This window comes from Agrobacterium sp. SORGH_AS_0745, assembly GCF_030818995.1.
Classification (GTDB): Bacteria; Pseudomonadota; Alphaproteobacteria; order Rhizobiales; family Rhizobiaceae; genus Agrobacterium; species Agrobacterium tumefaciens.
The window spans coordinates 2,031,601-2,055,953 of the sequence record NZ_JAUTBI010000001.1; the positions used below are offsets into that span (position 1 = coordinate 2,031,601).

Genomic DNA, 24,353 nt, shown 5'->3' on the forward strand with positions numbered 1-24,353 from the left:
CCGCGCGCCCCGCTGTCACATGCAGTAAGACAACGGTTCGCGGGCTTCGGCAAGTTTAAAGCTTTTCGACGTCCAGAACAGCCCTGGCAAAAGCCTCTGGTGCTTCCTGCGGAAGGTTATGGCCTATGCCGCCGCTGATGTTGCGGTGCTGGTATTTGCCGGAAAACTTCGATGCATAGGCGGAAGGGTCTGGATGCGGAGCACCGTTGGCGTCGCCTTCCAATGTTATCGTCGGCACGGTGATGACGGGAAGTTTCGCAAGCTGGCGCTCGTAATTATCGTACTTGGCTTCCCCGTCGGCCAGTGCAAGCCGCCAGCGGTAGTTATGGATGGTGATGGCCACATGGTCGGGATTGTCGAATGCGGGGGCCGAACGATTGAAGGTCTCGTCACTGAATTTCCAGGTCGGAGATGCCGTCTGCCAGATCAGGCGCACGAAGTCGCGGGTGTTCGCTGCGTAACCCGCACGGCCGCGTTCCGTCGCGAAATAGAACTGATACCACCACGAAAGTTCCGCCTTGGGCGGAAGTGGTTTTCTATTGATTTCCTGACTGCCGATGAGATAGCCGCTGACCGACACGAGCCCGGTGCAACGCTCGGGCCAGAGTGCGGCCATGATGTCGGCGGTGCGAGCGCCCCAGTCATAACCGGCCACGACGGCCTGTTTGACGCCGAGTGCGTCGAGAAAGGCAATCATGTCGACCGCAAGCGCCGCCTGCTGTCCGTTGCGTGCCGTGTCGTCCGAGAGAAAACGGGTCGTGCCATATCCCCGCAGATAGGGGATGAGTACCCGATATCCAGCCGATGCAAGGATGGGCGCGACATCGACATAGCTGTAGATGTCATAGGGCCATCCGTGCAACAGCAGCACGACCGGGCCGTCTGCGGGGCCAGCTTCTGCGTAACCGACGCTGAGTACACCTGCTTCGACCTGCTTCAGGGCGCTAAAGGAGGTGGCTCCGTCGCGTCCGGTTGACGGCTGAGGCGAAGGCGCTTCGCCCTTGGCATGAGCAAGGCCTGCGGCCCCGATTTCGACGGCGGCAACCGTCATTGCGGCAATGCCAAAGAAGCGGCGGCGCTGGAAATTGATCTCGGAAGTCATTTGCTGTCTCTCCTGTCCGTGTTGGATGCCGGGCAGGTAACAGGGTGCGTGTATCCTCGATGTGTCCCAAGGGAGGCGACTGTGAATGGTTTTGTAGCAGGGCGCATTCCGGATACAGACTGATACATTTGGCTCGCCCTTCCAACGCAAACAGCCGCCCCGACATCCGGGGCGGCTGCATTTGATCTTACGGAGGTGCGCTTACTTTGAGGATTGCCGGGCGGCCTGTTCGATGACGTCTGCAACCTTATCGGGCTGGGAGGCAAAGACTGCATGGCTTGCCGCAATTTCGGTCACCGCGCTGCCGGCGCGCTTTGCCATGTCACGCTCGAGATCGGGGTTGATCGACCTGTCCTGCGTTGCGACGATCGACCAGCTTTTCTTTGTTTTCCAAGCTGGTTCGTCGGCCTTGGCGGCAAAGGCGGCCTTGGCGGCGAAGACCTGACTTCTTGCCATGAAGGCCGCTTCCTCACGCGGCAGATCGCCGGCGAAATCTTGTCCAAAGACGGCCGGATCGAGATAAAGGAACGCGCCATCCTTCGTCGGTTTGATGCCGTTGCCGGCCGGCGGTTTGGAGCCGGCGAGGTCGAGAAGGCTCTCTCCCTTCGTCGGCTGGAAGGCGGCGACATAGACCAGCCCGGCCACATCCGGCCGGTTACCGGCTTCCGAAATTACCATGCCGCCGTAGCTGTGTCCGACGAGCAGGCTCGGGCCCTGCTGGAGATCGAGGACACGGTTGGTGGCCGCCACATCATCGGCAAGCGAGGTGATGGGCTCCTGCACGATCGTGACGTTGAAACCGCGGCTTTGAAGGACCTCTGTCGCCCGGCGCCAGGCCGAACCATCGGCCAGCGCGCCATGGACTATGACGATATTCTTCACCTCTGCCGCCTGTGCGGCAAAAGCGATCAGTACGGTTGCGACGGCAATCGCGAATTTTGGCATGAGACGAGGGTGCATCATGTTTTTCCTTTGGTTTGATGGGAAAGGGAAGGAAAATGCAGGTTCAGCCGAACGTGAAGGCGTAGGCCTGCACGCCGGGGTCGAGGAAGCGGATTGCAAAGGTTTTCGCTTCGACGGTGCCGGACTGGCGGACGAGCTGGTAAAGACGGGTTGAGGTAACAACGCCGTTGCCTTCGGCGTCCGTGTCGGCGCCGTGATCTGCGCCCGGCGGATGCCCGTCGACGGTGACCTGGAAACGAACCGGTTTTCCGGCGCTTGCCGGTCCAAGGACCAGATGCAGGTCACGGGCGCTGAAGCGGTAGGTTATGCCGCCATCAGCCGCATCAAGTGTGGCCGCCTCCGCGCCAACCGTCCAGGTACCGGAAAGTCCCCATTCGTTGAGAGAAGGCGTCGTGATGGAGTAGTCGCGCGGCGTGTCCGCGCGCACCGCCTCGTTCGATGCGAAATTGTCAGCCTGTCGGTAGCCGATATAGGTTTCGCCGGAGCGCATGTGCCTGATATCCGCACCGGCTTCAGCCCCTGTCGCCTCCGGACTCACCGGTGCGCTGGAGGAAGCGCTACTGCCGGCTTCACGCAGCAGGTCCTGGATCGCCTCTTCCGTCTGCCGGTAGTTGCCCTCGCCGAAATGGTGGTAGCGGATCTGGCCCTTGGCATCGATCAGGTAATGCGCCGGCCAATAGCTGTTATCAAAGGCGCGCCAGATCTTGTAATCATTATCGATTGCCACCGGGTAATCGATCTTGAAGCCGGCGACGGCCTGCCTGACATTGTCGATCTTCTTTTCAAAGGCGAATTCGGGGGCGTGGACACCGATGACGACGAGGCCCTGATCGCGGTATTTGTCTGCCCAGGCCCGCACATAGGGAATGGTGCGGATGCAGTTGATGCAGGAATAGGTCCAGAAGTCGATGAGGACGACCTTGCCACGCAATTGCTCGAGCGTGAGCGGCGGCGAATTGAGCCACTCGACGGCGCCGTCGAGGGATGGAGCCTTGCCCTCAACCGGCAGCTCTGACCGGGCCGCGGCAGCGCTGGCGCTGGCGCCTGCCGCGGTCGCCGCTTCAGGCGCTTTGGCGGTGTGGAGCCGATCGACCACCTGCTGTTCGAAGGATGCCGTGCTCGCATAGGAAATCTGCGACAGGAGACCTGTATCCAGACCGAGCGCGATGACCGTGACGCCGGCAAGCACCGCCGCGCCAAGCACTTGGCGGACCCGCTCGCTGAAACCCAGAGACCGCTTCATACCCGCAAATACCCTGCCGCCGACGAGAATGGCGACGGCAAGGGAGGTAGCAGCCCCGGCGGCATAGGCGGCAAGCAGCAGGCTCGTTTCCAGATTGGCCCCCTTCAGGGCCGCCCCCGTCAGGACAAGCCCGAGGATTGGTCCCGCGCAGGGTGCCCATAAAAGGCCGGTGGCGATGCCGAGTATCAGCGAGCCCGCAATCGTCGGTACTGACCCGGGCTTGCCGGCGGCATTGGCGAGCCGGTTACCGAGTTCAACGACCGGGCGGGTGATGATGCTGGCCGCGCGGGGCGAAATCAGGCCGACACCGAAGATCGCAAGCAGCGCAAGAGCCACGAGTCGGCCATATTCATTGGCGCTGATTGCCCAGCTACCGCCCACCGCCGCCAGCGTCGCGACGGCGCAAAAGGTTGCCGCCATTCCCGTAAGCAGGGGCAGCGTGCTGCGCAGAAACGGTTGCCCCGCCCGCGCAAAAACGAAGGGAAGGATGGGCAGGATACAGGGGCTGAGAATTGTCAGCGCCCCTCCGAGATAGGCAATGACCAGAAACGTCATCATCGTGTCCTTTCAGGCAGGAGTTCGGGGCTCCGGGCGGCGAAGGCGACCCGGCGATGGCGCCAATCTCCCGGCCCCACGTATCCCTGATGTGTCGGGGCTTCGGTGAATTTGTAATCGAGTGTAGAGGCCGCCGTTCGGCGAACAGTCGTGAAAGCGAAATCGCCCAAGCCCCGGCATCGGTTACGGTGCATATCGCGTGAAGACGAAATCATGGTCCTTGACGTTGCCCTCGTGGCAGGAGAGGCACGTCTCATGCTGGGCGGCGTCCACCGGCTTGCCGTTGACAAACCGCCCGAAGCCCCAGCCGTGGCTGGCGGCATATTTCATGGAGTCTTTCACCATCACCTGCACTGTGGTCGCCGCGCCCGGAACCGTGGCCGGCGGAAACTCCGTGGATTGCTGCCGCTTATAGGCGAGCTTCACCAGTATCGAGCCGTCGGGAAAGGGCAGGGTTCCGCTCTTGTAGGCGTCGACGGCGACATCGTTTGCCAGAACAGCGCGAAGCTCGTCCAGCGGCGGCGCTTCCTGCGCGGGCGCGATGAACTTCCAGTCACGATATCCTTCAGGAAGCGTGACGCCATAGATGGGAGAGGCAAGCTCCGGCGGCGTGTCCGCTGAGCTCGAATAAACGGTTCCAAAACCTGCTGCCGCACCCGATAGGGCGACGGCGAAGAAAATCTGCCTCTTCATGGGAAATCCTGCCTGATCCGAAATAGATCAGGCAATGATCTGTCCCGCAGGTATCCGGCATGTTTCCTGAAACCCGCATTTATGTATCAAATCGTAGCGCTGCGCAGTGCCCCCGGAGGCATGTCACGCTTGAAGGCCCGCGAGCACGCTCACGTCATCCTCTTTTGGAGCTTCCATCGCGACCCTTATCGCCTTCTGGATCTCGTCCTCTATGGCCTTCCTTTCGTCGGGCGGCATGGCGGCAAGGTCGCCTTCGGACAATCCCCGAGCCTCCAGATATTGGGCCCGGATTTTCTCGCCAAGGCTCATATTTGCCCAGCGGCTTAGCTCGTCCTCATCGGAGCCTGTGCCGCCGCCCTCAAGCGGCGTCTCTTCTATTCCGCCCTCTTGCCCCCGGAGTGACCAGAGCGCGTTGGCAAGATTGGAGGAGAGCGAAGGCGCGGCGCCCCCTCCGATCAACGATGCCGACCGTTCGGGTGTGGGATCGGGCACGGCCTGGGAAACCTCCTGTGGCCGCGGGCGTATGTAAAGTGAGGCGGTGGAGCCAATTCGATCGATTGCAGACATTGTATATCTCCTTCCGTCGCAATCTGGTTCGGGTGGCTTGTGTCTGGCTGGTCATGCTGCTTGCCTGCGTTCGGCGACCTCTCTTTGCCGACCACGAGCACATTTCTTTCGTCACCTCGCCGGCGGAATTGCGCAAAATCATTCCGAAGCGACGAGAAGTCGTGAAACTTTTTGGAGCGCGGCGAGTTTGGTGAAGGAGCAATCAGCTCGCATGTCTCACTGCATATAATCGCCGCTACGCGGAGGATTGATCGTCCATTCGGAGGAGATCGCATGAATTCCATCATCTATCTAGTCGGCCTCGTCGTCGTCGTCCTGTTCATCCTCTCATTGTTGGGGCTACGCTGATGGTTGATCCAACGGGTATCGAAACGAATCCAAACCGCAGCTATGTGGATTGGCCAGCGATTTTCGCCGGTGCAGTCATTTCCTCGGGCGCCATGGCCATTCTCACCGCATTTGCGGGCGGCCTGGGCCTGAGTTCAATCTCGGCGGACAATGGTGGTGAGGTCAGCACAGTCTGGCTCATCATAACCGCGCTCTTCGTCATCATTTCCATGGTCGGCTCCTACATGCTGGGTGGCTATATTGCCGGCCGCATGCGTCGGCCTGCCGGCGCTGCCGACAGGAACGAACTGACCGTCCGCGATGGTGTGAATGGCCTGGTCGTGTGGGGTCTCGGCACGGTCGTCTCGGCGTTCCTCGCGCTCGGCGTGCTGTCCGGTGGTGCCAAGGCTGTCGGCAGCGTGGCGCAGACCGCGGTTGAGGCAACGGGTTCGGCGGTCGGCGGCGCCGTTCAGGGTGCCGGTCAACTGGCGGGTGGCATTATTTCCGGAGCTGGCAGTGCGGCCGGTGGTCTGGCGCAAGGCGCCGGTCAGGCTGCAGCGCCCAGCATCGAGCAGATGCTTCCGCAGGGCCTGAAAGCCAATCCAATCGACTATTTCACGGATAGTCTTTTGAGAACCGATGCGCCCGCCGCCCCTCTGACGGGTGACCAGAGCGCCGGCGATTATCAGCGCCAGATCAGCGGCATCCTCGGCAATCTTCTTGCAACCGGCGAGATATCTGATGCCGATAAGACATGGCTTGCCAACCAGGTCGCTGCCCGCACAAACATCAGCCAGACGGACGCGCAAACGCGCGTAAACCAGACGGTTGAACGCGTGCAGGCCGTCAGGGCGGAAGCGCAGAAGAAGGTCGATGAAGCGCAGAAGCAGGTCGAAACCCTGAAGGCTGAGGCGCAGAAGGCGTTGGACGATGCCAAGGCCAAGGCTGCGGATGCCGCAGAAAAAGCGCGCGTCGCAGGCATTCTGACCGCTTTCCTGCTGGCCGCTTCCGCACTCGTTTCCGCTGCCGCTGCTTATATCGGCGCAGTACACGGTGGCCGACACAGAGACGAAGGCCGTATCTGGGGTGGTCTTTCCTACCGCAAGTAACCAGAGCGACGGCAAGATAAATCTGCTTTTCACAAATGTCCTGCCCGGACCAAATTCCGGGCAGGACTTTCGTTTTAGGTATCTGCCGTCACGGACAGGGTCAATCGCGACGCTGCAGCAAGGCAAGTGCTACCGTGGATGCAGCCAGGATCGCGGTCAGCGCCAGCGGCGCAGTGGCACCGTAGGAATCTACGATATAGCCGCCGACAACCGCCCCGATACTGATAGCCACCTGGAAAGAAACAACCATCAGGCTGCCTGCCGCTTCCAGCGCATCGGGTGCGCCGCGGGAAAGGTTGGTCGGCAGCACCACGGGCGCCATGCCAAAGGCAAGGCCCCAGAGCGCGACGAGCGCGAATGCGGCGCTGCTATCAACACCCCATAGGACGAGGGCGATTGTTGCAAATGCCATCAGGGCGGCGGTAACGATGAGTGCGAGGCGGATGCTGGTGTCCGCCATGCGGCCCCCCAGCACATTGCCTATCACGGACGCGACGCCAAAGCCGAGCAGGGCGAGAGCAATCGGCGTGGTCCCAAGCAGCGTCACCTGTTCGAGGAAGGGACGCACATAGACCGAACCGGCAAAATGCCCCGTCATCAGCAACAGGATTGCCAGCATCCCCAGCTGAACGCTGCGCCGCCGCGTCAACCGGAAAACATCGGAAAGACTGTTGCTTGTACTTGCCGGCAGCGAGGGCAGGCTGAATATTTGTAGCAGCATGGCAATGACGGCAAGCCCCGCCGTCATCGACATGGCAATGCGCCATCCCACCCAGTCGCTGATCAAGGCGCCCATGGAGGGAGCCGCAATGGTGGCGAGTGAAACGCCGAGTGTGACGATAGCCATGCCGCGCCCGGTCGAATTCGCGCCAACGAGCCGCGCCACGACAGCAACCGAAAGTGCCCAGAAACCGCTGAGCGCGATACCCAGTCCAGCCCGGCCCACCAGCAATAGCCAGAAATCGGCAGCAACTGATGCCAGAATGTTGGAGCCGATCGCCAGCGCACTAAGCCCAACAAGCACGGTCTTGCGGTTCAGTTTGCCGATGAGAACATTGCTCAGCAACGCGGTCACAGCACCTACTGAGGCCGTCGCGGTGACAACCTGTCCCGCCGTACCCTCGGTAATACCGAGATCGCGCGCCATGGGCGTCAACAATCCCGCTGGCAGAAACTCGGCCGATACGAGCGCAAAGCTGGTGGCCGCCATCGAAAGAACCGCAAACCAGGTTGCGGCGGTCCAAGCGGGTTCCTCTGCGGCCTCCAGGCCAATCGTTGACCCATCAAATTCTGATGTCGTGTCCGTCATGGTGTCTCTCCTTGCGTTGGGAGAGTTTTAACCGAATTTTTTCGGATGATATGTATCTAAAAATCCGAATTTCATACCTATTCCTCCGAAAATTGTGCGTTGCACAATGTCCGGCGGCGCATGTGCGCAGTTTTTGAGCTGAGATCAGGAGAAGTTTTAGCGCGGATTACCGCTTTCGGGCCCTAAATGCGGCCTCGATCATTTTCACATCGTCTGCCCATGGCTATTTCGCGGTCAAAACACATCGCATAAAGCGCGGTGACATTCTGATCATGGCAGCGCGGCTTGCCGCTATGGGAAACCACCTTTTCAACATCAAGCGGCTGCGATTTCGCCAGCGGCGCCTGTTGGCAGGCAGACAGCGCAAAGACTGATACGGCAAAAAGTTCCTCAGAAGCGCGATAGCCGTATCTCCTCGGATCACACGAATGAAGTTGATGGAGCAATACGAGGCAACACCGACCTTGTCCGGCCGGGTATACGGTGCGCTCAATCCTCGTACCGCAAACTGCGTAGCACACCGTCGGTCCGGTTCAACCTCAATGGTGCAGGCTGATCCGAAACAATCGAATTGAAATCGCCGATAGAACCGTAGCGCGCGGCCCACAGCGATGGCATAAAACTGAGGTCTTCTCCACACCATTCTATCGGAGAATGCCTCGGTTCCCAGAGCTGGGTCTCGTAAATGGGCGTGTAGTGTAAATTCCGAGAATTAACCGGACGCGATTCCAATTTGATACCGGACAGTTTTTCAACGTAAATATTGCCCCTGGGTCACAACACGCCCTCTGGCTCGGCCGCTGCTGGCCGCGGCACTGTTGTGCCAGAGAGGCACTGTCACCGGTGCTCACTTGGTGGCGGTCAATGTTGGCTTCAAGATCATTCCGGTCGATCGCCGTCTGCATCGCAACCGCGACACACACGGCTGCTGGCGATCGCCCATGGACTGCTGGCGGCCGACGAAATCGGCTTTAAAGAGCACGACCGGCTGGCGCTGGCCCGGACGATGATGGAGCGGAAAATCGTGGGACGACGAACGTCGTCAAGGTTACCGGATCTCATTGAGTTGATCATGGTGAAGCCATTGGTGTCTGCCGGGATGGTGGCGGAGACGCTGGTCGTCTAGCATCAGGCGGTGCGGCGGATGGTGATGGAGCTCGGGCTCAGGAAGGTGACCGGGCGGGGAAGGATTTGGACGTGAGGGCTGAAACACGTCTGCGTGTTTGCCGGCGTACTGGCCCGATCGGGTAGGGCCAAACCGCCAGATTGCCCGCCTCGTTTTTTTTAGCATTGCCATCAAACAGACCGCACACGGTCCTGTTCCTGAAAAGTGCTGTTAGGCAGGCCAAATTGAACCTGTTATTGCGAGGCGCTACTGACGTCCTGCACCCAGAACTTCGTGGTTTTGTTGAGAAGCAGGCAAGCCAGCTCCTTGGCTGCCAACTCTGCTTTCTTTGGACTGTCGGTCTTGCACTCCCAGATGACGAAGACTCGCCAACCTTGATCCTGCAGTTTCTGTCTCACGACGACGTCCCGCTCAACGTTCCTCGCGAACTTTGATAGCCAAAACTCCGTGTTGGACTTGGGAACGCTTTCTACCTTGCACCCTGCATGACGATGCCAAAAGCAGCCGTGAACGAAGACAACGGCGTTGTATCTGGGCAGGATGATATCCGGCTTACCGTGGAGGTCCCTTCCATGCAGCCGAAAACGAAATCCAAGGCGATGGAGCGCCTTTCGGAAGTAAACCTCGGGCTTCGTGTTGGACGAGCGGATGCGTGACATACGCTCTGATCTCTGTGCTGGGGTTAGGCTATCAACCATCGCTTACAGGGCCGTCGCCCTTGTGTGCGACTAGTTCGAAGAAGGGCAAGCCTCGAACGATGTCGCCGGGTGCATCGAATGACTTGTAGAGGCATTCGTGAACCTTCAATGACTTAATTCGCTCAGCTTGCTCAGCTGCACTACCAACCAATCCAAGGGCGGAAAGTTCCCCTGCGGTAATGTTCGGAACTTTGTGGATGAACCAGCTTAGCAGCGGGTCTCGATAGTCGGTTGCGTTCGCCTTGAAGTGTCGGAGATACTGCGATGCCAAGATAACGCCAATACCGAACTCGCGGCCCTGAAGCAGCAACTTGCGCAGTACATCGAACTCGTACCTCATGATGTTGTCCGCCTCGTCGACAAGCAAGTACGAGTCGATAGCGCGAAGCTGTGGGTCGCTTCCCAAAAATGACCGCTTAGGCGTCCGCAACATGTTCTCGTAGAACATGTTCAACATGATGGCCACCAGCATGTTCTTGCTTCTATCGTCAGCGCCAAGCGAGTCCAGGGAGATAACAACGATCCCGTCTAGGAACTGGTCGAACGGGACGGTCTCGCTAGGCTTCGTCGCGAATATCTCCATGTCGATTAGGTCGTCGATAATCGCCATTGGCGTGTCAGCCTTCCCGTCCAGCAGTTCCGAATATGCAGTGTGGACGTCATTAAGTGTCGGCGGATCGTTGGTCAGGCGTCCCTCGTACGATGACTTCACCGCCTTCTTCAGCTTGTCGCGTTGAACGGGACCAATGCCGGAATAGATCTTGTCCAGAACGTCCGCGAAGAATCTGAATCTGTCCAGCCACGGTGCGGGGACGTCATCCAGGGTGGAGGTATCGAACAAGTTCAGGGGAAGCCTGTATGGCTTTACCACCTTTGCGCCAGTGGCCTGCACGAACTCGGCGCTACTGTAATCGCGCTTGTAGTCGAATATCAGCATTCGCGGCTTGATCCCCCTGTTGCTGGAAGCAGAGTTGGAGATCTGCAGGATCAAGGACTTGAGCAATTGCGTCTTTCCAGTTCCAAGGTCCCCTACCACGCCCATATTGAGGTTGTTCAAGCGTGTGTCGGAGATGTTAAGCGTCAGCTCCGTTGGGCGCAGGCTGTCAATAGCCTTGCCAATGTCAAGGACTACGCCGCCATACCGCTCTTCCACTGGATGTTCTTCCTGTTTTTCATTCGCCTCGATGATCGTCACAGGAGTTGCATTGGTGACATCATTTTGGTCCTCGTGTGGCAATCCTAGTGGATCTTCGGCGGGCGGCGTCGCGGAAGGTCGCATCGCGGTTACGGGGGCTGGTGTCCGGTGAGGGTCTGGAAACAAGCCCCAATCATTCACTCGATTCCGGACAATGTCATAGAAATCCAGCGGGTCGCCAGCAACGATCTTGCCTGCGTCCTGCGTACCAATCGTAACTGTCTCCTCGAAGCCGTCGTCGTCCCTATCCCTGACGACGCTCTGTGGGCTCTCGTCAACGATAATCAAGCGTCCGCGCTGGTCGACGGAGACACATCGCTCCGGACCGAGGATTGCAGCCGCCACTCGCTCATGAATTGAGGACCACAAGCCTTCGCGGCCAACGACGTCTTCGTGTTGGCTGTAAACTCGCATGCCGAAGCCAATGATAGAAAGGAGCAGGTGCTGGAAGCACATTGCCCATGCCGCCTTTTGGCCATCGTGGGGAAGCAACTTTGTCAGGAGCCGAGAGAACGTACGAGCTTGCTCGAGTGCGCCCTCTACGTCCGCTAGTGGGAATACCGAGCCTGGGCGACACTTGACCTCGATAGGCGTGAGATGAATGTCGACACGTTCCCCCGAAAGCCGGATCCCGACGACCATGAAGTCCGGTCGCGATAAGGAGGTTTCCTTCTTGTCGCGACCGAGTGACCGGGAAATGTCCGCGAAATACCCTCTGAAGGGATCCACGGGAACGATAATGCAGACGTTCGTATCCTCGCCGTCCTTAGAAATTACTGGAAGAAGGGAGTCTCCGACATTTTCGAGTCGGAATCGATCTTGCAGGAGCCGGACCGCAACAAATAGTCCCAGATCACCTGTCGCGCCATTGTTGTCACCTGCGAGACCCCGAATGGTTGGAATGCCGCGACGAGCGATCTCCAACAGAACATCCTGCACTTTTTCGCTCTGGACAGCGGTACAACCCGGCAAACGGGCAAGGGCCTTGCCGAGTGCCTCGCGGTCGGCATCCTTAACCTTCGACAACAGGTAGTAGCCATTCGTGTCACCGGCACGGTGGGAATACGACGGCATGTCGTAGTCCCAAAGGTAGGCCCCTTCGAGCCAACCGCCCAGGAAACATGCAGGGTCAATTGCGGAAGACGAGACTGCGACGAAGTCGGCATTTCGTCGCTCGAGCATATCGCCGATGGCGTTCACATTTGGTGCGAAGCGCATGCCTACGCGACGATCACCCAAACTCTCGATCTGCCCGATGCCGGCCGCGACCTTGTCAGCAAAAACATCACCTGATGCTGCGCTAAGAACTGATTGGCGAGTTTCGCTGAGAAACGCCCCGCGTCCCGCAAGCTGACGCCTGACGCGGTGTCGCAGCAGGCCTCCATAGCCAAGTGGCGAACGCTCATTGACCACTGTCGCGCTCGGTTCCGACATGTCCAGCTGTGCCAAGATACCAAGGTCTGGCTTAGCGTTCTTGGGTTGTCTTGAAAACCACTTGACGCTATTGCTCGTATCTTCGGCGAGGTTTGCGATTGTAGCATCATCGGGTTGCAAAGCCGGATCCCGGTGATCATATACTTCAATGAAGCGAGGACCGGCTGCATGGCGAGGTGTCCGCCCATTGGTATCCTTGTACCGATTCGAGCACCAGTTTATCAGGCCTTCGTTGCAGGCATCGGTCGTCCCGCCTGCGCTAGCGACAACGAGCCCGACGACCGGCTTTGCGGCCAGTAGTCCGGAGACATCCTCCAGAGCGCGTCCGACTTGGGCAGAACTAAAGCCCACGGATATGCCGCCGACAGATATCCCGAACGCGTCTCCAAATGGGGCGACCCGGGACCGAGCCGGGAGGCTTTTCAGCCGCGTGCCGTTCCAGAGAACTGACCAATAGTCAGTCCCATTCTCCACGGCTAGGAACTCGATCTTCTCAATCCCATCAGGCGAGCGTAGCGTCAGGGTGAGAACATCGGGGATGCAATCTGGATCCAGTACGCTGGCGGCAGGGCAGGGGGCGCCATTTTCTGTCTCCACCAAAATTCTCTGTGCCAGCGCGTGCCATGCGACGCGTACCGGGTGAAGCGGGGAGAGAATAATGGCGTCAGGAGTACGCGATATCGTAATTTGGTCGTCTTCGAGAGACGTGACCATGGCCACGTCAACCCAGCAAGCCACATCGGGCTCTGCTGCCAGCCACGACGTATAGCTGTCGAGGTAGCGTTCGATGATATCGCGAAACCCCTCATCGTCAGCTAGCCATTTCCCTAGCGTCGCTGACTCCATCAAGCCGGTCTCGTCGCTGGCACCTCTTACCTTTGCGGCGATCGCCTTGCGAGCCTCTATGAAACCTGGAGGCGGTTGGAACTCGGATATCTGCGGCCGAGGGTCGTGAATGAAGCGACCATCTGAAAACACCGTACCCAGTCCGGTGCTCCAAGATGGCTGCACCCAGTGGTCCGCGTAGTCATCAGCGAGCACGAGTGGGAGGTACGAGGACTCGACGGTTTCCTCAAGCAGCATCCATTCTTGCAGGCCAGAGGAACGAGAGCTTCGGTTGAGCTGGACGACAGCCTTTGCCTCAGAGGGCTCGATGGCAGACCGGTTCACCCGAATTAGCCGCTCGAATTCGCTGCGGCAACCCTGCTCGGCGACATCTTCGACTGTAATCAGGACGCGGCACGTTTCGTGCGTTGCCGTGCCGTCGATATCTGTCCGCGTATATCCAATATCAACCTGATAGTTGCTGTCTGCTTCCACTTCGATCTGGTGGTATCCGAGCGGTACGCAGTGCACCTTGAGGCTATCCGAGCCTCCGACTTGATCCTGGTCGTCGTCTGACATCCCCAACGCGGTTGGGTCGAGGACGATCCCCGGCGCTGTAAGCACGAGGAGCTCATGACGACCGCCACCCGGAATAGAGAGGGATGTCTCGTATTCCGGCCCCGACCGTCCACGCCTCGATGGCTTGCGGGGAGGAACCATCGACTTGGCTTGCCGGCACGCGACTACTAGACCCGGCGCCCAACTAGCCAAGGAAATGATCTTGACTGCACCTGGATTGAAATTTTCCGCAGCGGCAGAGTAACGAATGGGCGACTTGTGAGATGGAGGCTGGTCTCTTAACAGGGTCTCCTCGTTCACCTTCACCGCAACCGAGCCTACCGGGACGCTGCGACCTCGAGTGAGGTTCACAATGGTGCCGGCGGCATCAATCGCTTCGACAGCGAATGAAAGCACCACCTCGTCCTTGACGATTAACGGCATGCCCTTGCGGAGCTGGAGCAGGATGTTGGCGCAGGTCATTGTTATATCGCCCTGCGCGGGCGCATCCTCGGTCAATAGCTCAGACCAACGTTCAGCGGTCAGATGTGTCCACCAGGCGGGAGGATGGGGCAGTTCCAAGCCCTTCTCTGGAGCATAAAATGCTGGTGTGGCACGCTCGAACGGAGTTGGCAACTCGCAAACACTTCTTAGGTGGGCAAGGAAATCGTCTAGATAATTGGCCTCCTCAGCGGACGCCGTTTCCTTGGCCCGCTTGATGCCTTCGCCAAAACCATCAGCCATCGCCTCGGCCACCTTGTCGAGGACCGCGGCTTGTGTTCGCGAGAGGGAATTGGCGTTGCGAAGCGGAGGAAAGCCGCATGCAAGAGTAATTGCTTGGAATGAGGTCAGACCATGTGCACCGGTCCCGGCAGCGTACACACGAGAAAGAAGGTTCCAAGCAGCCGTACGATGTGTCCGGCTGCCATCCATGCCGTCGGCAGCAGATCCTGCCTTGTTCACGAGGAACCGAGCGTCATCGATATGGCTCGCTTCAACTATTCCTGCGTTCGCGATAGCGACATTGACTAGCTTCTGAATAAACTCATCCGCCCACCAGTCATCGAAAGGTACGTTGCCCCCGTTGTTGGCAGCAGCCAGGCCGAATTCGTCGGTGGTGGACGTAACGGATCGCATGCTGTGTTGTCCGGGCGGAACCAAACCCAGAAATGCAGGCCGCGAGGGTGAATTCCTGAGGTTTAGCAGATGGGTGTCGTTGCAATAACCCGAAGCCCCTAGTGGCGGGTTATCCGTCCCAGAAGGAAGTTCTGGAAGGAGAAGCAATAGCGGGACGTTCCCAGGCAGCGACTGTGCTTGTAGGATCTCGAACACTTGCTTCATGAGTTCCAATGGCGGGCCATGGAAAACAAGGCGAACTTCAGTCTCGCTGGATTGCGCTACCGAGGACAGTTTCTCAAAGATGATCTCAGCTATATGTATTGCAAGGCGGCTCACGCAATATTCTCCTGCCCTGTGGCAAACGGAGGGCTGAGCAGCATTCCGCTTTCCGCGTCGGGACTGTCTAGCACTAGGCCAAGAAGTCGCAGTTGGTTTCCAAGCTCGTTTTTCGCGATATCGTGGTAGTCGATAATCATTCCGTAGCCAGCCAGATGCTGGGTAAGTCTTTTCACCGATCGAGGGCCATTCGTCCCGTAAAGCGCACAGTGAACTAGCGCGAGGGTCGCCACGGGTCCGAGCCCAACGACCCACGGACTACTGTTGCTTGTACCCTTCTTCCGCAGCGCAAAGCCCTGGTCGTACCCTCGGAGAACTGGATTCGCGGCCTGGCGCTGGCCAAGCACGTGACGAGCGAACTCCATTATGTTGGAGCCGATCCCCTTCTTGCACAGCAGGGTTCTGGTCTCTCTTTCAGTGACTTCGATGAGTGCCTCGTTTAGACCCGCCTGCTGAACTTTCTCGGCGTTTCCTTGTAGGAATGCGCAAAGGTCAAGGATTGATTGGGACGACGACAGTGAGGCGTATTGATAGTCAGCATCTTGTGCTGCCCAAAGAACCGCGTTCAACCCTATTCGAGCACGGAGAAATGCCGATGTCTTGTCCTTGATACCAAGGAGTGCCTTGTCACCGTAAGCGAAGTAGTGGAAGGAAGCAGGGAACAGTCGCGCTCGCACCTCTTCCGGATTGCTTGGACCGTTTCCTGCGATCGCCTGACGGACGCAATCCCAAATACCGGCGTGGACATCGCAAATCCAGGTGATATGGGCGACCGTCGCGATGCGAATGATTGCCTCGAGGAGGCTCGTCCACTGGCGACGGGTCATCGCGTCCTTTGCGGAAATGATGGCTTCGAGGTCGCGGACAAAACGCTTTGCCGGGTAGTTGAGTTGGTGCAAGTCTGCTTCATCGATGCCTGGTTCCGCTTCTAGCGGGATAAATTCCCAGCTCGGCTCGGGCGACCAAGCACCAATCTCTTCCTGCAAAAACCGAGCAAAGATATCATCGTTTGAAGAGACTGAAAGTGCATCGAAGAGCCGCTCCCAGAGTTTGTTCGCAGATGCTTGTTCAGGGCTTCCGATCCTGACCATGCGCTTTACAAGGGCACCAGCCGGCCACGAATTGCTGCTGAGACGCGCAGAACCTGAAAAGATCGCGGCTTGTGGCACAAGTGGAGTGACCTGCACGAAGCGCTTAGCGGATTGGTTCGGGAGCTTCGGGCTCTCCAAGACTGAGTGAAGCAAGCCGTTGAACGTATTCGCATCAAGAACCGCCATTACAGGTGCGGTTACTTTGTTTCGAGACCGCTGAACTTCCTTCTCAAGATGCCTTCCCGATTGCGGCACGCTTCCTTCACTTGCACCCTTCAGTCCAATTTGACGGTAAAGCGACGACAGGATTACCTCGGAGCTAGCGTATTCCGGCGCGGGCGACATTGCGAGATTGCAGTTCTCGTAGGCCGGATGGGAGGTCTTCCACGGCTCATCCTTGAACTTTGCAAGGTTCATCGAACTGTCTCCTTACGAACGCCAAACCGATCGCGTTTCTGCACAACGGATATTCCGCTCGTGCCGATACGGATCCGTGCGCGTTCAAGTGCTATCTCGTCTCGTACAGTTGGACCGGAGAGGCGGGCACGGGTAGTATCCAGCAAAGCGCGGACGCTGGCCGGAAGAGAGGCCGCTGACATTCCAGACTCCAGCTCCTTCACTGCCTTGAAGAGGTCGTAGGTGAGAACGATAGTTTTGCTCGATCTCCCTTCGCCAACCGTCAGGTAGCAGAATGGCGATATCGGACGACCGTCCTGCCGGGCCTCCCTGGGCCGGACGGTGCGGGCGGTTACGACGAGTGTCGCCTGCCTGATGGGTGGAAGGAGCGGTTGACCGAATGTGGTTGTCAGCGATATTTCGAAGTCTTGGTTCTTATTGAGGAGTTGCTCCACCTCGTGCGCGACATCGTAAAGATCCTCGCCGCCAACGTCCTCGACTACGCGTTGGAATTCACCCAGCGTTTGCGCATCCTGCACAACGCCTGTCCGAGTCCCCAGCGACCGTCTTACTAGCCTGCAAGCAAAATCACGAATGAATCGTTGGACGTTTGTAGCCGAAGCCGGGCGGCGACGCCGGATCCCACCGGTCGAAAGCAAGTCATCCAGCTTCGCGAGCCGATCTAGCAGGTCGGCCTCCAGTCGACTTACGATCTGCAGCTTCCGGATGAAATCGAAACCTTCGGAAACGGATCGGCTGAACCTGACGTCCAATTCCCGCAACGCAAAGCTAGTGTTGCGGCTCGTTTGTACGACCGTGTCTGGCAGAGCCAGTGCAGGATCGAGGGTATCTGCGATGCCGTCAATTGCATCGGCAATCATGGATGGCAGGTAAGCCGACTTTCTTGCTGACAAGAAATGGTAAAGGCCCATTGCGGTCATATCGTCTTCAAGGTCAAGTTCCTTGATGTCCTTTTGAAGGGACGACGCAGCGGAATTTTCCCATTTGTGGAAGATCGCATGCTGGTATTGTGCGGAAACCAGATGAAATATGGCCGCGGATGGTCCCGGTAGAGGCTTGGAACCGGGACGAGCGCCCTCATGGAGCGATAGGAGTGCGGCCGCCCAATCGCATGGATCGAGGTTTGCATATGCTGGATCAACTCGATGTCCTGCGAGAAGATAGGACATTAGCGAAAAAAGGTCACGGAAGTTCCACCGCTTTCCACTACCGACTTCATGCCATCGCAGGATCTTGAGGAACGACTCTTCTTCACGGTCACGCGACAACCTGAGTCGGCTGGTGCAAAATGGGCATCGGGGTCCCGCTGGGCAGCGCTCTGCCTCCGGCCATTTCTGCTCGTCCAAGGCACGAAGGAGCACCGCCCGGGCGGGGGCATCGCCGCCGCGAGACGGGGCGATCAGGAGGGATTCGACGTCCATCGGCCACACAGCTACCTGCGGGTATCCCTGGAGAGGCCAACAAGATGGTGCATCGGGAACGACGCTTACCGATCGCGTGATCGACTCGAGAAGTTTTCGCTGTTCAGCCGTGCCGTTATCGATCGCCTCGATGAGTGCGTCATCAAGGATGCCGCGATTAACGCAACAAAGATAAGCCTCGCCCAAGGGAAGTGACTGCATTCTTTCCAGTTCTTCGAGCAGGAGCCGGTGAGGCTTTCCTGTGCCTACCACGGTTGAGGCGTCTTGGACGATCGAGATTTGCAGATTTCGGGGAGGTGTCGCCATGGATCCAGCGTCGACGCGGATCAACCGTGGGACAAACTCTTCGTTATCCGGGGTAAAGCGTTTTTTAAGTTCAGCTTTGAGTTTCTTCCCAGCGGACAAGGCATCGTCGAGCCACCCGACCGTGGATTCGATTGCCTCGGTTTTACCATTGCCTGGACCCCCTACCAAGAGAAGGATGCGTGGAGCATCGGGATCACCCGTGCTAAGTGCATCTGCCCAGCCTTGCAGCCGGTGCAGGAGGTTTGTTTCGAATACAGTCCCGCCTGGGCGGCCACTCGCTTCATCAAACAAGCGGCGGACGCCTCCCGACCTGTTGCCAGCCCAATTTAGAAGCTCTGCGGGAAACGGCCGCTTAGTTTCTCCATACACCATCGTTTCCATCCGTCATCCTACCGCGAGTGCCGGCGCCTTGGTATTCGCCGTCTTTGTGAACTGATCACGAGCTACCGATACCTCGGCCAGTATCTCTTGAAGTGCCTTGCCAATGGCGCGGGCAAGCAACGGCGGAACGGCATTACCAACCTGAGTATATCGCGGGCATTCCTTCGTCCTGAGCTTCCCGCCCGTGGTATATTTCCCCTTGAAGTGAAACCAATCCGGGAAGGATTGAAGTCGTGCGTATTCCCTGACAGTTAGGATCCGAGGCTCGGAATAATGCAAGATATCATCAGGCAACGTCGTCACGGTCGGAGCAGGGTCGTCGCTTGCCATCGGAAATATCCGGTGCTTCTTTAGGTTATAACTCTTGCGGTCGGCGTCGCTCATTCGGACCCCCCGTCTGCATTCCGCGAGGATCTTGCCGAACCGCTCGCGCACGTCGTCTCGGTGTCGCGCGAGCCGCATGCTATCCATGGGGCCTTCATGGCCAAAATGCATCAGTTCCTGGTAAGCGGTCTTCGGGCCGTGGTAGCTTGCTTCGAGGTAGCGAGGAGGGCACTGCGGGTCGCTCGTCGGGCTAAGAGTACGTCCGTTGATTTCCAGATCCGATAAGGCATCAGAGGCGGTGACGACTTCTCCCAGGCCAAGCTCGCGGAGCTGTGCCATCCTCGCCAGTTCCAGGAGGTCGAAGACGTGCTTGATACCGCCATCAAGCCATTCGCAAAGATCCTTCCTGACGCCAATGACAATCAACCTCGATCTCTTTTGGGGCACTCCGAACGTCGATGAGTCGACAAGCTTGGCTTCCACAGCATAGCCAGCATCCGAAAGGCTTTCGGCTAGCTTGTCGTAGAACGAAAGCTTTTTTTCCTTTCGAATTGGATTTTGCAGGTCAATTACGTTCCGGCGTGCATGAACTACTTTCATGCCTGGAACATTTTCGATCACGATTGCCTGTGGCTGCAACGCTTGCACCATCTCGACATATTTCTTGAAAAGCAGGTTGCGCGGGTCATCTTCGTTGCGGCGCCCAGCGAAACTGAAGCCCTGGCACGGCGGCCCCCCAGCCAAGATATCGATTTGTCCCCTCAGCGACCTTAAGCCGCTTAGATGCTGGTCCAAAAGTTCCTCGATGTCCCAGGCTTTCTTTTCAAGCCAGCGAGGCCAATCGAACCGTCGAGCTCCCTTCCGTTGCAGCATGTTAGCTGCAAATGTCTGGAATGCCATATCATCACGTTCAATGGCGAAATGTCCTTTGAGGCCCGATAGTGTTAAGCCAAGCGAGAGCCCGCCACAGCCGGAGAAGAGGTCTACGAACGTGAATTCAGTCATTGAGCGCCCTCATGCTGTCGGAAGATCTCGCGAAATCGCGGAACTATTCCCCGAGGGGTAATTTTCCGAAATTAGAAGTTTGATCGCCACGGTCCTAACAAAACTGATTAACCTGGCCCCAGCGTAGCAAATTAAAGCAGTGATTCGCGCTCGGAAACTTAGTCGCACGGTCCGCGGCTCTTTTTGGCTTGTGTGGCCTAGATGAGAAGTTCCGGTAGATGACGGTCGGGCTTTCCACAATTCTTTGAAAGGGCACCTACCATTGCGCCTCGGAACTCCGTTTTGGAACCATAGCCGATCTATTTTGCTTATGACCGGTGGCGCAAGGAGTGATTTTGTCATATCGGCTTAGGCGTGATCTATACGCCGACATCTTTGACGTTGAACATCGTACCAAAATCGGCAGTCAGGATCGGACTTAATTTTATTTTCGATTGAACCTGTCCATAACTGCTGCATGGCGCCTTCGCCTTGCCGTCCACCCAAAGAACCAGATGACATCAAACCTCAATTTCCTTGCGAGGAGGGTTAGAAGTCACCATATGCGCACTGTAGACAGGTAACTCCATTACGTCGCCACATTGACACAACCTGATCGCGATCGTCGACCGCAAATGCAATTTCCCGCTGGTCAGCAAGAATTTGGCGGAGCATCTCTTCCTTAACCAAATGGTCGGCTCGACCGTCATCGTCACCGCGCATGTAGATCCTGCCGAACGGTATCTCGTTCCACGTCAGCCACGTTTCGGTCAGCCGGCGAGAGCGCTCGAACCGGCCCGAGGTGAGTACCATTTCGTACTGGTCTGTTTTCCACAGTAATTTGTAAAGTTCGACTATCGCAGGATTAGGTATGTCGTCGCCCATTTCAGCATGGAATCGTTCCCAATCCGGCGGAGAAAGTTGCAACCAAGTCCTGCGATGCTCGACGTTGGCAATCGTGCCATCGATGTCGAAAATCACGATCTTCTTCATGTGATTTTTAACGCAGCCATGACTTTGCCGACGTTTTCCAACTGGTAGCGCGCACCGCGGCGTATCGCAATGCACCTGTCGTCATCATGGCTTCCGACGAGCTCGGTTGCCGTTTTATGTGCGTAGTGGTTCCTGATGTCATTGAGGCCACTCGCATCAATGAATGCGCCGAGAGCAGTCACCTGATCGTCCATGCCCCCAATGTACTCCAACATGGATTTCAATAACCGGGCCCGATTATAGGAATCGAATGTTTGTGGCTTTTCGCGCAGCCGCTCCCGTATTTCCTTGATATCCATCACGATCATAGAATCGTGATGCTTCTTGGCATCGTCAAACTTTTTCTTGAGCATGCTCTTGCGAATATATTGCAGCAGTTTTTCTTGCCCTGCGACCCCGAGGGCGTCCCAGCTGGCGTCGTTCGCCAACACCTTGATAATGTTAGCTTCAAGCTCGCTGACGCGATCCATTAAGAGACCGCGGACCTGATTGATCTTATGCTCTTCCTTGTGCATTTCCCGTGCGATTTCGCCGAGGAGATCATCAATGCCCTGCCTCGGGGTCAGTAATACGTTCTTGCCATAAACACCGCTTTTTGTTGCAGCTTGTTCGAGCTGAAATCGAGCCTGTGCCTCGCCTGTGGGGTTTTGTCCCGCGGAATAGAAGATAACTGGCCTGTAGATAGAATGCTTGTCGCGGATGAATTCGATAAGTTCGTGCCCCTCAACATCGTTATTTAGGTGCAGATCTATAAGAATGAGGTCGAATACCTTCGTGGCGTAGGCAGCGTCAATATCTTGCTTCAAACGTGCGAGGTATTCAGGCTTTTCGGTTTCGTCTGGGCCGGCAGCAGCATCGATGTCCTGATAGACCACTTCGATCCCGACCTCTTCATTCAATTCGCTAAACCGGTTCTTGTTCCTGCGGAGCGTGCTCAATCGATCGTCAATGCACAAAACGTTATAAGAGAGTTTCATTTCGTCCAGCTCAACCTTAGAGTTGTACCACCAATTTCATTGGAGAAAATTGACACCTGGGCATTCCTGTTGTTTGCGATCTCCTTTATGTGACTGAGGCCAATTCCCGAGCCACTAGTCGTAGTAATGCCAGCAATGAAAAGCTCGTCAGCCGCATGTTTGTCAGTTAGCGGGCTGCCGTCGTCAACGATATCAAGATACTTAAACTTTGAATCGGAATGAGCCTTGACCCAAACCTTCTTCGAGTTAGACTTTCGCGAGTTTGCGAACGCATTATCGAGAAGCATTGAGAACTCAAGTGGGCTGAAGTTGAGACGGTGCCTGACACCATCTTCATTTGAGAAAATGATTGGCATTTTCCGGATCGTTACCAGCCCATTTTCGGAGTAATCGTGGATATAGTCCTCAATATAATCGAAGATGTCATGACTAATGTTGTCGCTAATGAAATTGAAGTTTGCGCGTGTGATCATTGCTGAGAGCTTATTGATCTTTTTCGTTAGACTGTGGATTGACCTCAGGCGCGCCTTGATATCGGCAACATCGAATCCGGAGGCGCCCATATCCGCCAGAACACTCTCGAGGTCCTCTTCGATCTCCTGCGACCAAAGCCCGACCAGATGCTGCATGTCCTCAAGACGCTTGTCACCCGGCGATGTTCTGGACTCGGCGAACAAACGACGCTTGGTTTCGGTTTTTGCGCGATCACGGTAAGCATCGGCAACTTCAGTTTTAGCAGCAAGAGCAGCCTCGTGCCGTTCCACGTAGCGTTTTATATCGCGCTTTTCCCCCTTAGTGAGGTCATATGCGTCCTTGTCCGTCACTCTCTCCAAAAGGCCGGCCACGAATTCCTTGAGTTCCTCGACCTTTCGCTTGGCAATCCGTTGTAACTTTGCTTCATCGACGAATACGTTGCGATACCCACCATTGCGGGATCCGGCTTTGATTATCCCGTTGATCGCTGCCATGATCTCATCGTAAGAGAAATCCGCGTTTTCAGGAGAAATACGGTCCCAATCCATGCCTTCGACGACGTATTTTTCCAGCGTGCGAACGAGTGACGTGAGGAAGGAATTTTCACCATATCCGCCAGCGACGTCCTGATCGCTGAGCTGCATGAAAGCCAGATTTCGCGCAACACCCTCTCGGCTAGTAACTGGCAGGAAGACACGGTCTTCGTCACGGATTTCAACTAAGCCAAAAAGCTCGCGGGTTCCAAGAAAGCGCGAGTTTCCTTGTGCTTTCCGCGAGTTCAAGCGGAGCCAGTCATCTTTCGGCTCTCCGTATGGCATTACTCGAAAGCCATTGAGGAAAAGCATGACCGAGCCGTAGTCCGTAGAGGTGTAACCTGTTATTACCTTGAAGGACACCTTTGCTCCTTGACTTAGGTAATGAATCTGCGCCTTGATGCCCCGGAGTTCGGAATAAGGATTATCGCTTTCAAAGCTAAGGATCACATCACCGAAGTGGCGAATCTCTGTATGGATAAGCGATCCGTCCGCCGGAATTTCAGAATGAATTGCAATTGTCTTTTCATCAATGCGTGAAAGAAGCTTGTTTTCGATCAGACCATCGAAGATCAACTTGCCTTTTCCGTCCCGAAGGTCCTCCGACTTCAGGTGGATTGAAAACTCACCTTCTGGATCAATAATGAAGCGCTCAAGTTCCTTTTTCAGCCGTTCGAGTTCCGTTTCGCCCCATGTCTCTCTTAGATCACTGATAATAAGCGTTGTTCCGGAGGCGCTCTCAAGGGCATCGGGATGCTCTCCAGATCCAATCGCACTGAACGTTCTTGGGAACAGTTGGACGTCAGATATTTCGCTGTCCGGGTCGTCTTTTTCAAACTCAGGCCAGTTAATCCGCAGCGCTGTCCAGACGCCGTTGTAAGTTTTGGTATATAGGTCTAACGCCCTGCCGAGCCTATCGCACGAAAAACGGCCGATCCCCTTTTCCCCCGCATAATATGCTCCACTGCTGCGTCGGGAATTACGCTTTTCTGAGTACGCAATGTTCAACCACTTGCCCGAGATGTCTGCAGGGGTCATCCCGACGCCGTAGTCGCGGACAACCAATACCGAATTCGGCCCGCCGGCATTTGCGCCCCGGAATACGATCTCAACCTTCTTGGAACCCGCATCCTTCGCGTTTTTAATAAGCTCAATGATCGCGATGTTGCTGTTTTGTATGAGGCCCTGTCCGATGATGTCTTTCAATCGTATGTTGGCTCTGAAGCTGTACCTCGCTGGAGTCATGCAAAATCGCCTTCGGACAGATTGACTTGCCCTTTCGCCGGGTGCCTG

Annotated in this window: 15 protein-coding genes and 2 pseudogenes; 2 read left to right on the top strand and 15 right to left on the bottom strand. The window is 56.9% G+C overall.

The features are described from left to right. Positions 1–55: 55 nt before the first annotated feature. The 5 genes from QE432_RS09195 to QE432_RS09215 form a co-directional block, all read right to left on the bottom strand. Entirely contained in the window at positions 56–1,102 is a 1,047-nt protein-coding gene (locus QE432_RS09195; protein ID WP_306623871.1) for an alpha/beta fold hydrolase, read from the bottom strand. Between the two features lie 201 nt (positions 1,103–1,303). Then, positions 1,304–2,062 carry an alpha/beta hydrolase gene (locus tag QE432_RS09200; protein WP_306623873.1) on the bottom strand — a complete coding sequence of 253 codons (759 nt, stop codon included), beginning with the start codon at positions 2,060–2,062 and terminating at the stop codon, positions 1,304–1,306. A gap of 46 nt (positions 2,063–2,108) precedes the next feature. Beyond that, positions 2,109–3,863, bottom strand: coding sequence for a cytochrome c biogenesis protein DipZ (locus QE432_RS09205; protein ID WP_306623875.1), 1,755 nt, complete (start codon positions 3,861–3,863; stop codon positions 2,109–2,111). 183 nt (positions 3,864–4,046) lie between these two features. Continuing rightward, positions 4,047–4,556, bottom strand: a complete 510-nt coding sequence (locus tag QE432_RS09210) for a cytochrome P460 family protein (protein ID WP_306623877.1) — start codon at positions 4,554–4,556, stop codon at positions 4,047–4,049. Between the two features lie 123 nt (positions 4,557–4,679). After that, entirely contained in the window at positions 4,680–5,123 is a 444-nt protein-coding gene (locus QE432_RS09215) for a hypothetical protein (RefSeq protein WP_306623879.1), read from the bottom strand. Between the two features lie 347 nt (positions 5,124–5,470). On the opposite strand from QE432_RS09215, the gene QE432_RS09220 reads away from it, so the two are divergent. Then, the gene (locus QE432_RS09220) at positions 5,471–6,559 is read left to right on the top strand and encodes a hypothetical protein (protein ID WP_035199154.1); all 1,089 of its coding nucleotides are present in this window, start codon (positions 5,471–5,473) and stop codon (positions 6,557–6,559) included. A 100-nt stretch (positions 6,560–6,659) separates the two neighbouring features. Here QE432_RS09220 and QE432_RS09225 read toward each other — a convergent pair whose 3' ends face one another. Next, entirely contained in the window at positions 6,660–7,868 is a 1,209-nt protein-coding gene (locus QE432_RS09225) for an MFS transporter (RefSeq protein WP_306623881.1), read from the bottom strand. A 777-nt stretch (positions 7,869–8,645) separates the two neighbouring features. On the opposite strand from QE432_RS09225, the pseudogene QE432_RS09230 reads away from it, so the two are divergent. Further along, positions 8,646–9,069: pseudogene (locus QE432_RS09230) on the top strand (DUF1612 domain-containing protein); the annotation flags it as partial. A 158-nt stretch (positions 9,070–9,227) separates the two neighbouring features. Here QE432_RS09230 and QE432_RS09235 read toward each other — a convergent pair. From QE432_RS09235 to QE432_RS09275, 9 genes and pseudogenes are all read right to left on the bottom strand, one after another. Beyond that, on the bottom strand, positions 9,228–9,392 hold the full coding sequence (locus QE432_RS09235; protein WP_306623957.1) for a hypothetical protein: 165 nt from the start codon (positions 9,390–9,392) through the stop codon (positions 9,228–9,230). Between the two features lie 6 nt (positions 9,393–9,398). After that, positions 9,399–9,692 (bottom strand): annotated as a pseudogene (locus QE432_RS09240) (very short patch repair endonuclease); the annotation flags it as partial. Next, positions 9,685–15,159, bottom strand: a complete 5,475-nt coding sequence (locus tag QE432_RS09245) for an ATP-binding protein (protein ID WP_306623883.1) — start codon at positions 15,157–15,159, stop codon at positions 9,685–9,687. The pseudogene QE432_RS09240 and the gene QE432_RS09245, both read right to left, overlap by 8 nt. Next, positions 15,156–16,667, bottom strand: coding sequence for a hypothetical protein (locus QE432_RS09250; protein ID WP_306623885.1), 1,512 nt, complete (start codon positions 16,665–16,667; stop codon positions 15,156–15,158). Before QE432_RS09250 ends, QE432_RS09245 begins: the two co-directional genes overlap by 4 nt. After that, positions 16,664–18,775 (bottom strand): hypothetical protein, encoded by a 2,112-nt coding sequence (locus QE432_RS09255; RefSeq protein WP_306623887.1) that lies wholly within the window; start codon positions 18,773–18,775, stop codon positions 16,664–16,666. Before QE432_RS09255 ends, QE432_RS09250 begins: the two co-directional genes overlap by 4 nt. Positions 18,776–18,778: 3 nt before the next feature. Further along, complete coding sequence (locus QE432_RS09260) at positions 18,779–20,104, bottom strand: DNA cytosine methyltransferase (protein ID WP_306623889.1); 1,326 nt, start codon at positions 20,102–20,104, stop codon at positions 18,779–18,781. Between the two features lie 528 nt (positions 20,105–20,632). Beyond that, positions 20,633–21,076 (bottom strand): phosphatase domain-containing protein, encoded by a 444-nt coding sequence (locus tag QE432_RS09265; RefSeq protein ID WP_306623891.1) that lies wholly within the window; start codon positions 21,074–21,076, stop codon positions 20,633–20,635. After that, a complete protein-coding gene (locus QE432_RS09270) occupies positions 21,073–22,053 on the bottom strand; it encodes a hypothetical protein (RefSeq protein ID WP_306623893.1) in 981 nt (326 codons plus the stop codon). The genes QE432_RS09265 and QE432_RS09270 overlap by 4 nt, the downstream gene beginning before the upstream one ends. Then, on the bottom strand, positions 22,050–24,266 hold the full coding sequence (locus QE432_RS09275) for an ATP-binding protein (RefSeq protein ID WP_306623895.1): 2,217 nt from the start codon (positions 24,264–24,266) through the stop codon (positions 22,050–22,052). Before QE432_RS09275 ends, QE432_RS09270 begins: the two co-directional genes overlap by 4 nt. Positions 24,267–24,353 lie beyond the last annotated feature (87 nt).

Bases quoted from the DNA above. Each gene is read 5' to 3' on its own strand.
- QE432_RS09195 (WP_306623871.1), bottom strand. From the start codon at position 1,102: ATGACTTCCGAGATCAATTTCCAGCGCCGCCGCTTCTTTGGCATTGCC.
- QE432_RS09200 (WP_306623873.1), bottom strand. From the start codon at position 2,062: ATGCACCCTCGTCTCATGCCAAAATTCGCGATTGCCGTCGCAACCGTA.
- QE432_RS09205 (WP_306623875.1), bottom strand. From the start codon at position 3,863: ATGACGTTTCTGGTCATTGCCTATCTCGGAGGGGCGCTGACAATTCTC.
- QE432_RS09210 (WP_306623877.1), bottom strand. From the start codon at position 4,556: ATGAAGAGGCAGATTTTCTTCGCCGTCGCCCTATCGGGTGCGGCAGCA.
- QE432_RS09215 (WP_306623879.1), bottom strand. From the start codon at position 5,123: ATGTCTGCAATCGATCGAATTGGCTCCACCGCCTCACTTTACATACGC.
- QE432_RS09220 (WP_035199154.1), top strand. From the start codon at position 5,471: ATGGTTGATCCAACGGGTATCGAAACGAATCCAAACCGCAGCTATGTG.
- QE432_RS09225 (WP_306623881.1), bottom strand. From the start codon at position 7,868: ATGACGGACACGACATCAGAATTTGATGGGTCAACGATTGGCCTGGAG.
- QE432_RS09250 (WP_306623885.1), bottom strand. From the start codon at position 16,667: ATGAACCTTGCAAAGTTCAAGGATGAGCCGTGGAAGACCTCCCATCCG.
- QE432_RS09255 (WP_306623887.1), bottom strand. From the start codon at position 18,775: ATGGAAACGATGGTGTATGGAGAAACTAAGCGGCCGTTTCCCGCAGAG.
- QE432_RS09260 (WP_306623889.1), bottom strand. From the start codon at position 20,104: ATGACTGAATTCACGTTCGTAGACCTCTTCTCCGGCTGTGGCGGGCTC.
- QE432_RS09265 (WP_306623891.1), bottom strand. From the start codon at position 21,076: ATGAAGAAGATCGTGATTTTCGACATCGATGGCACGATTGCCAACGTC.
- QE432_RS09270 (WP_306623893.1), bottom strand. From the start codon at position 22,053: ATGAAACTCTCTTATAACGTTTTGTGCATTGACGATCGATTGAGCACG.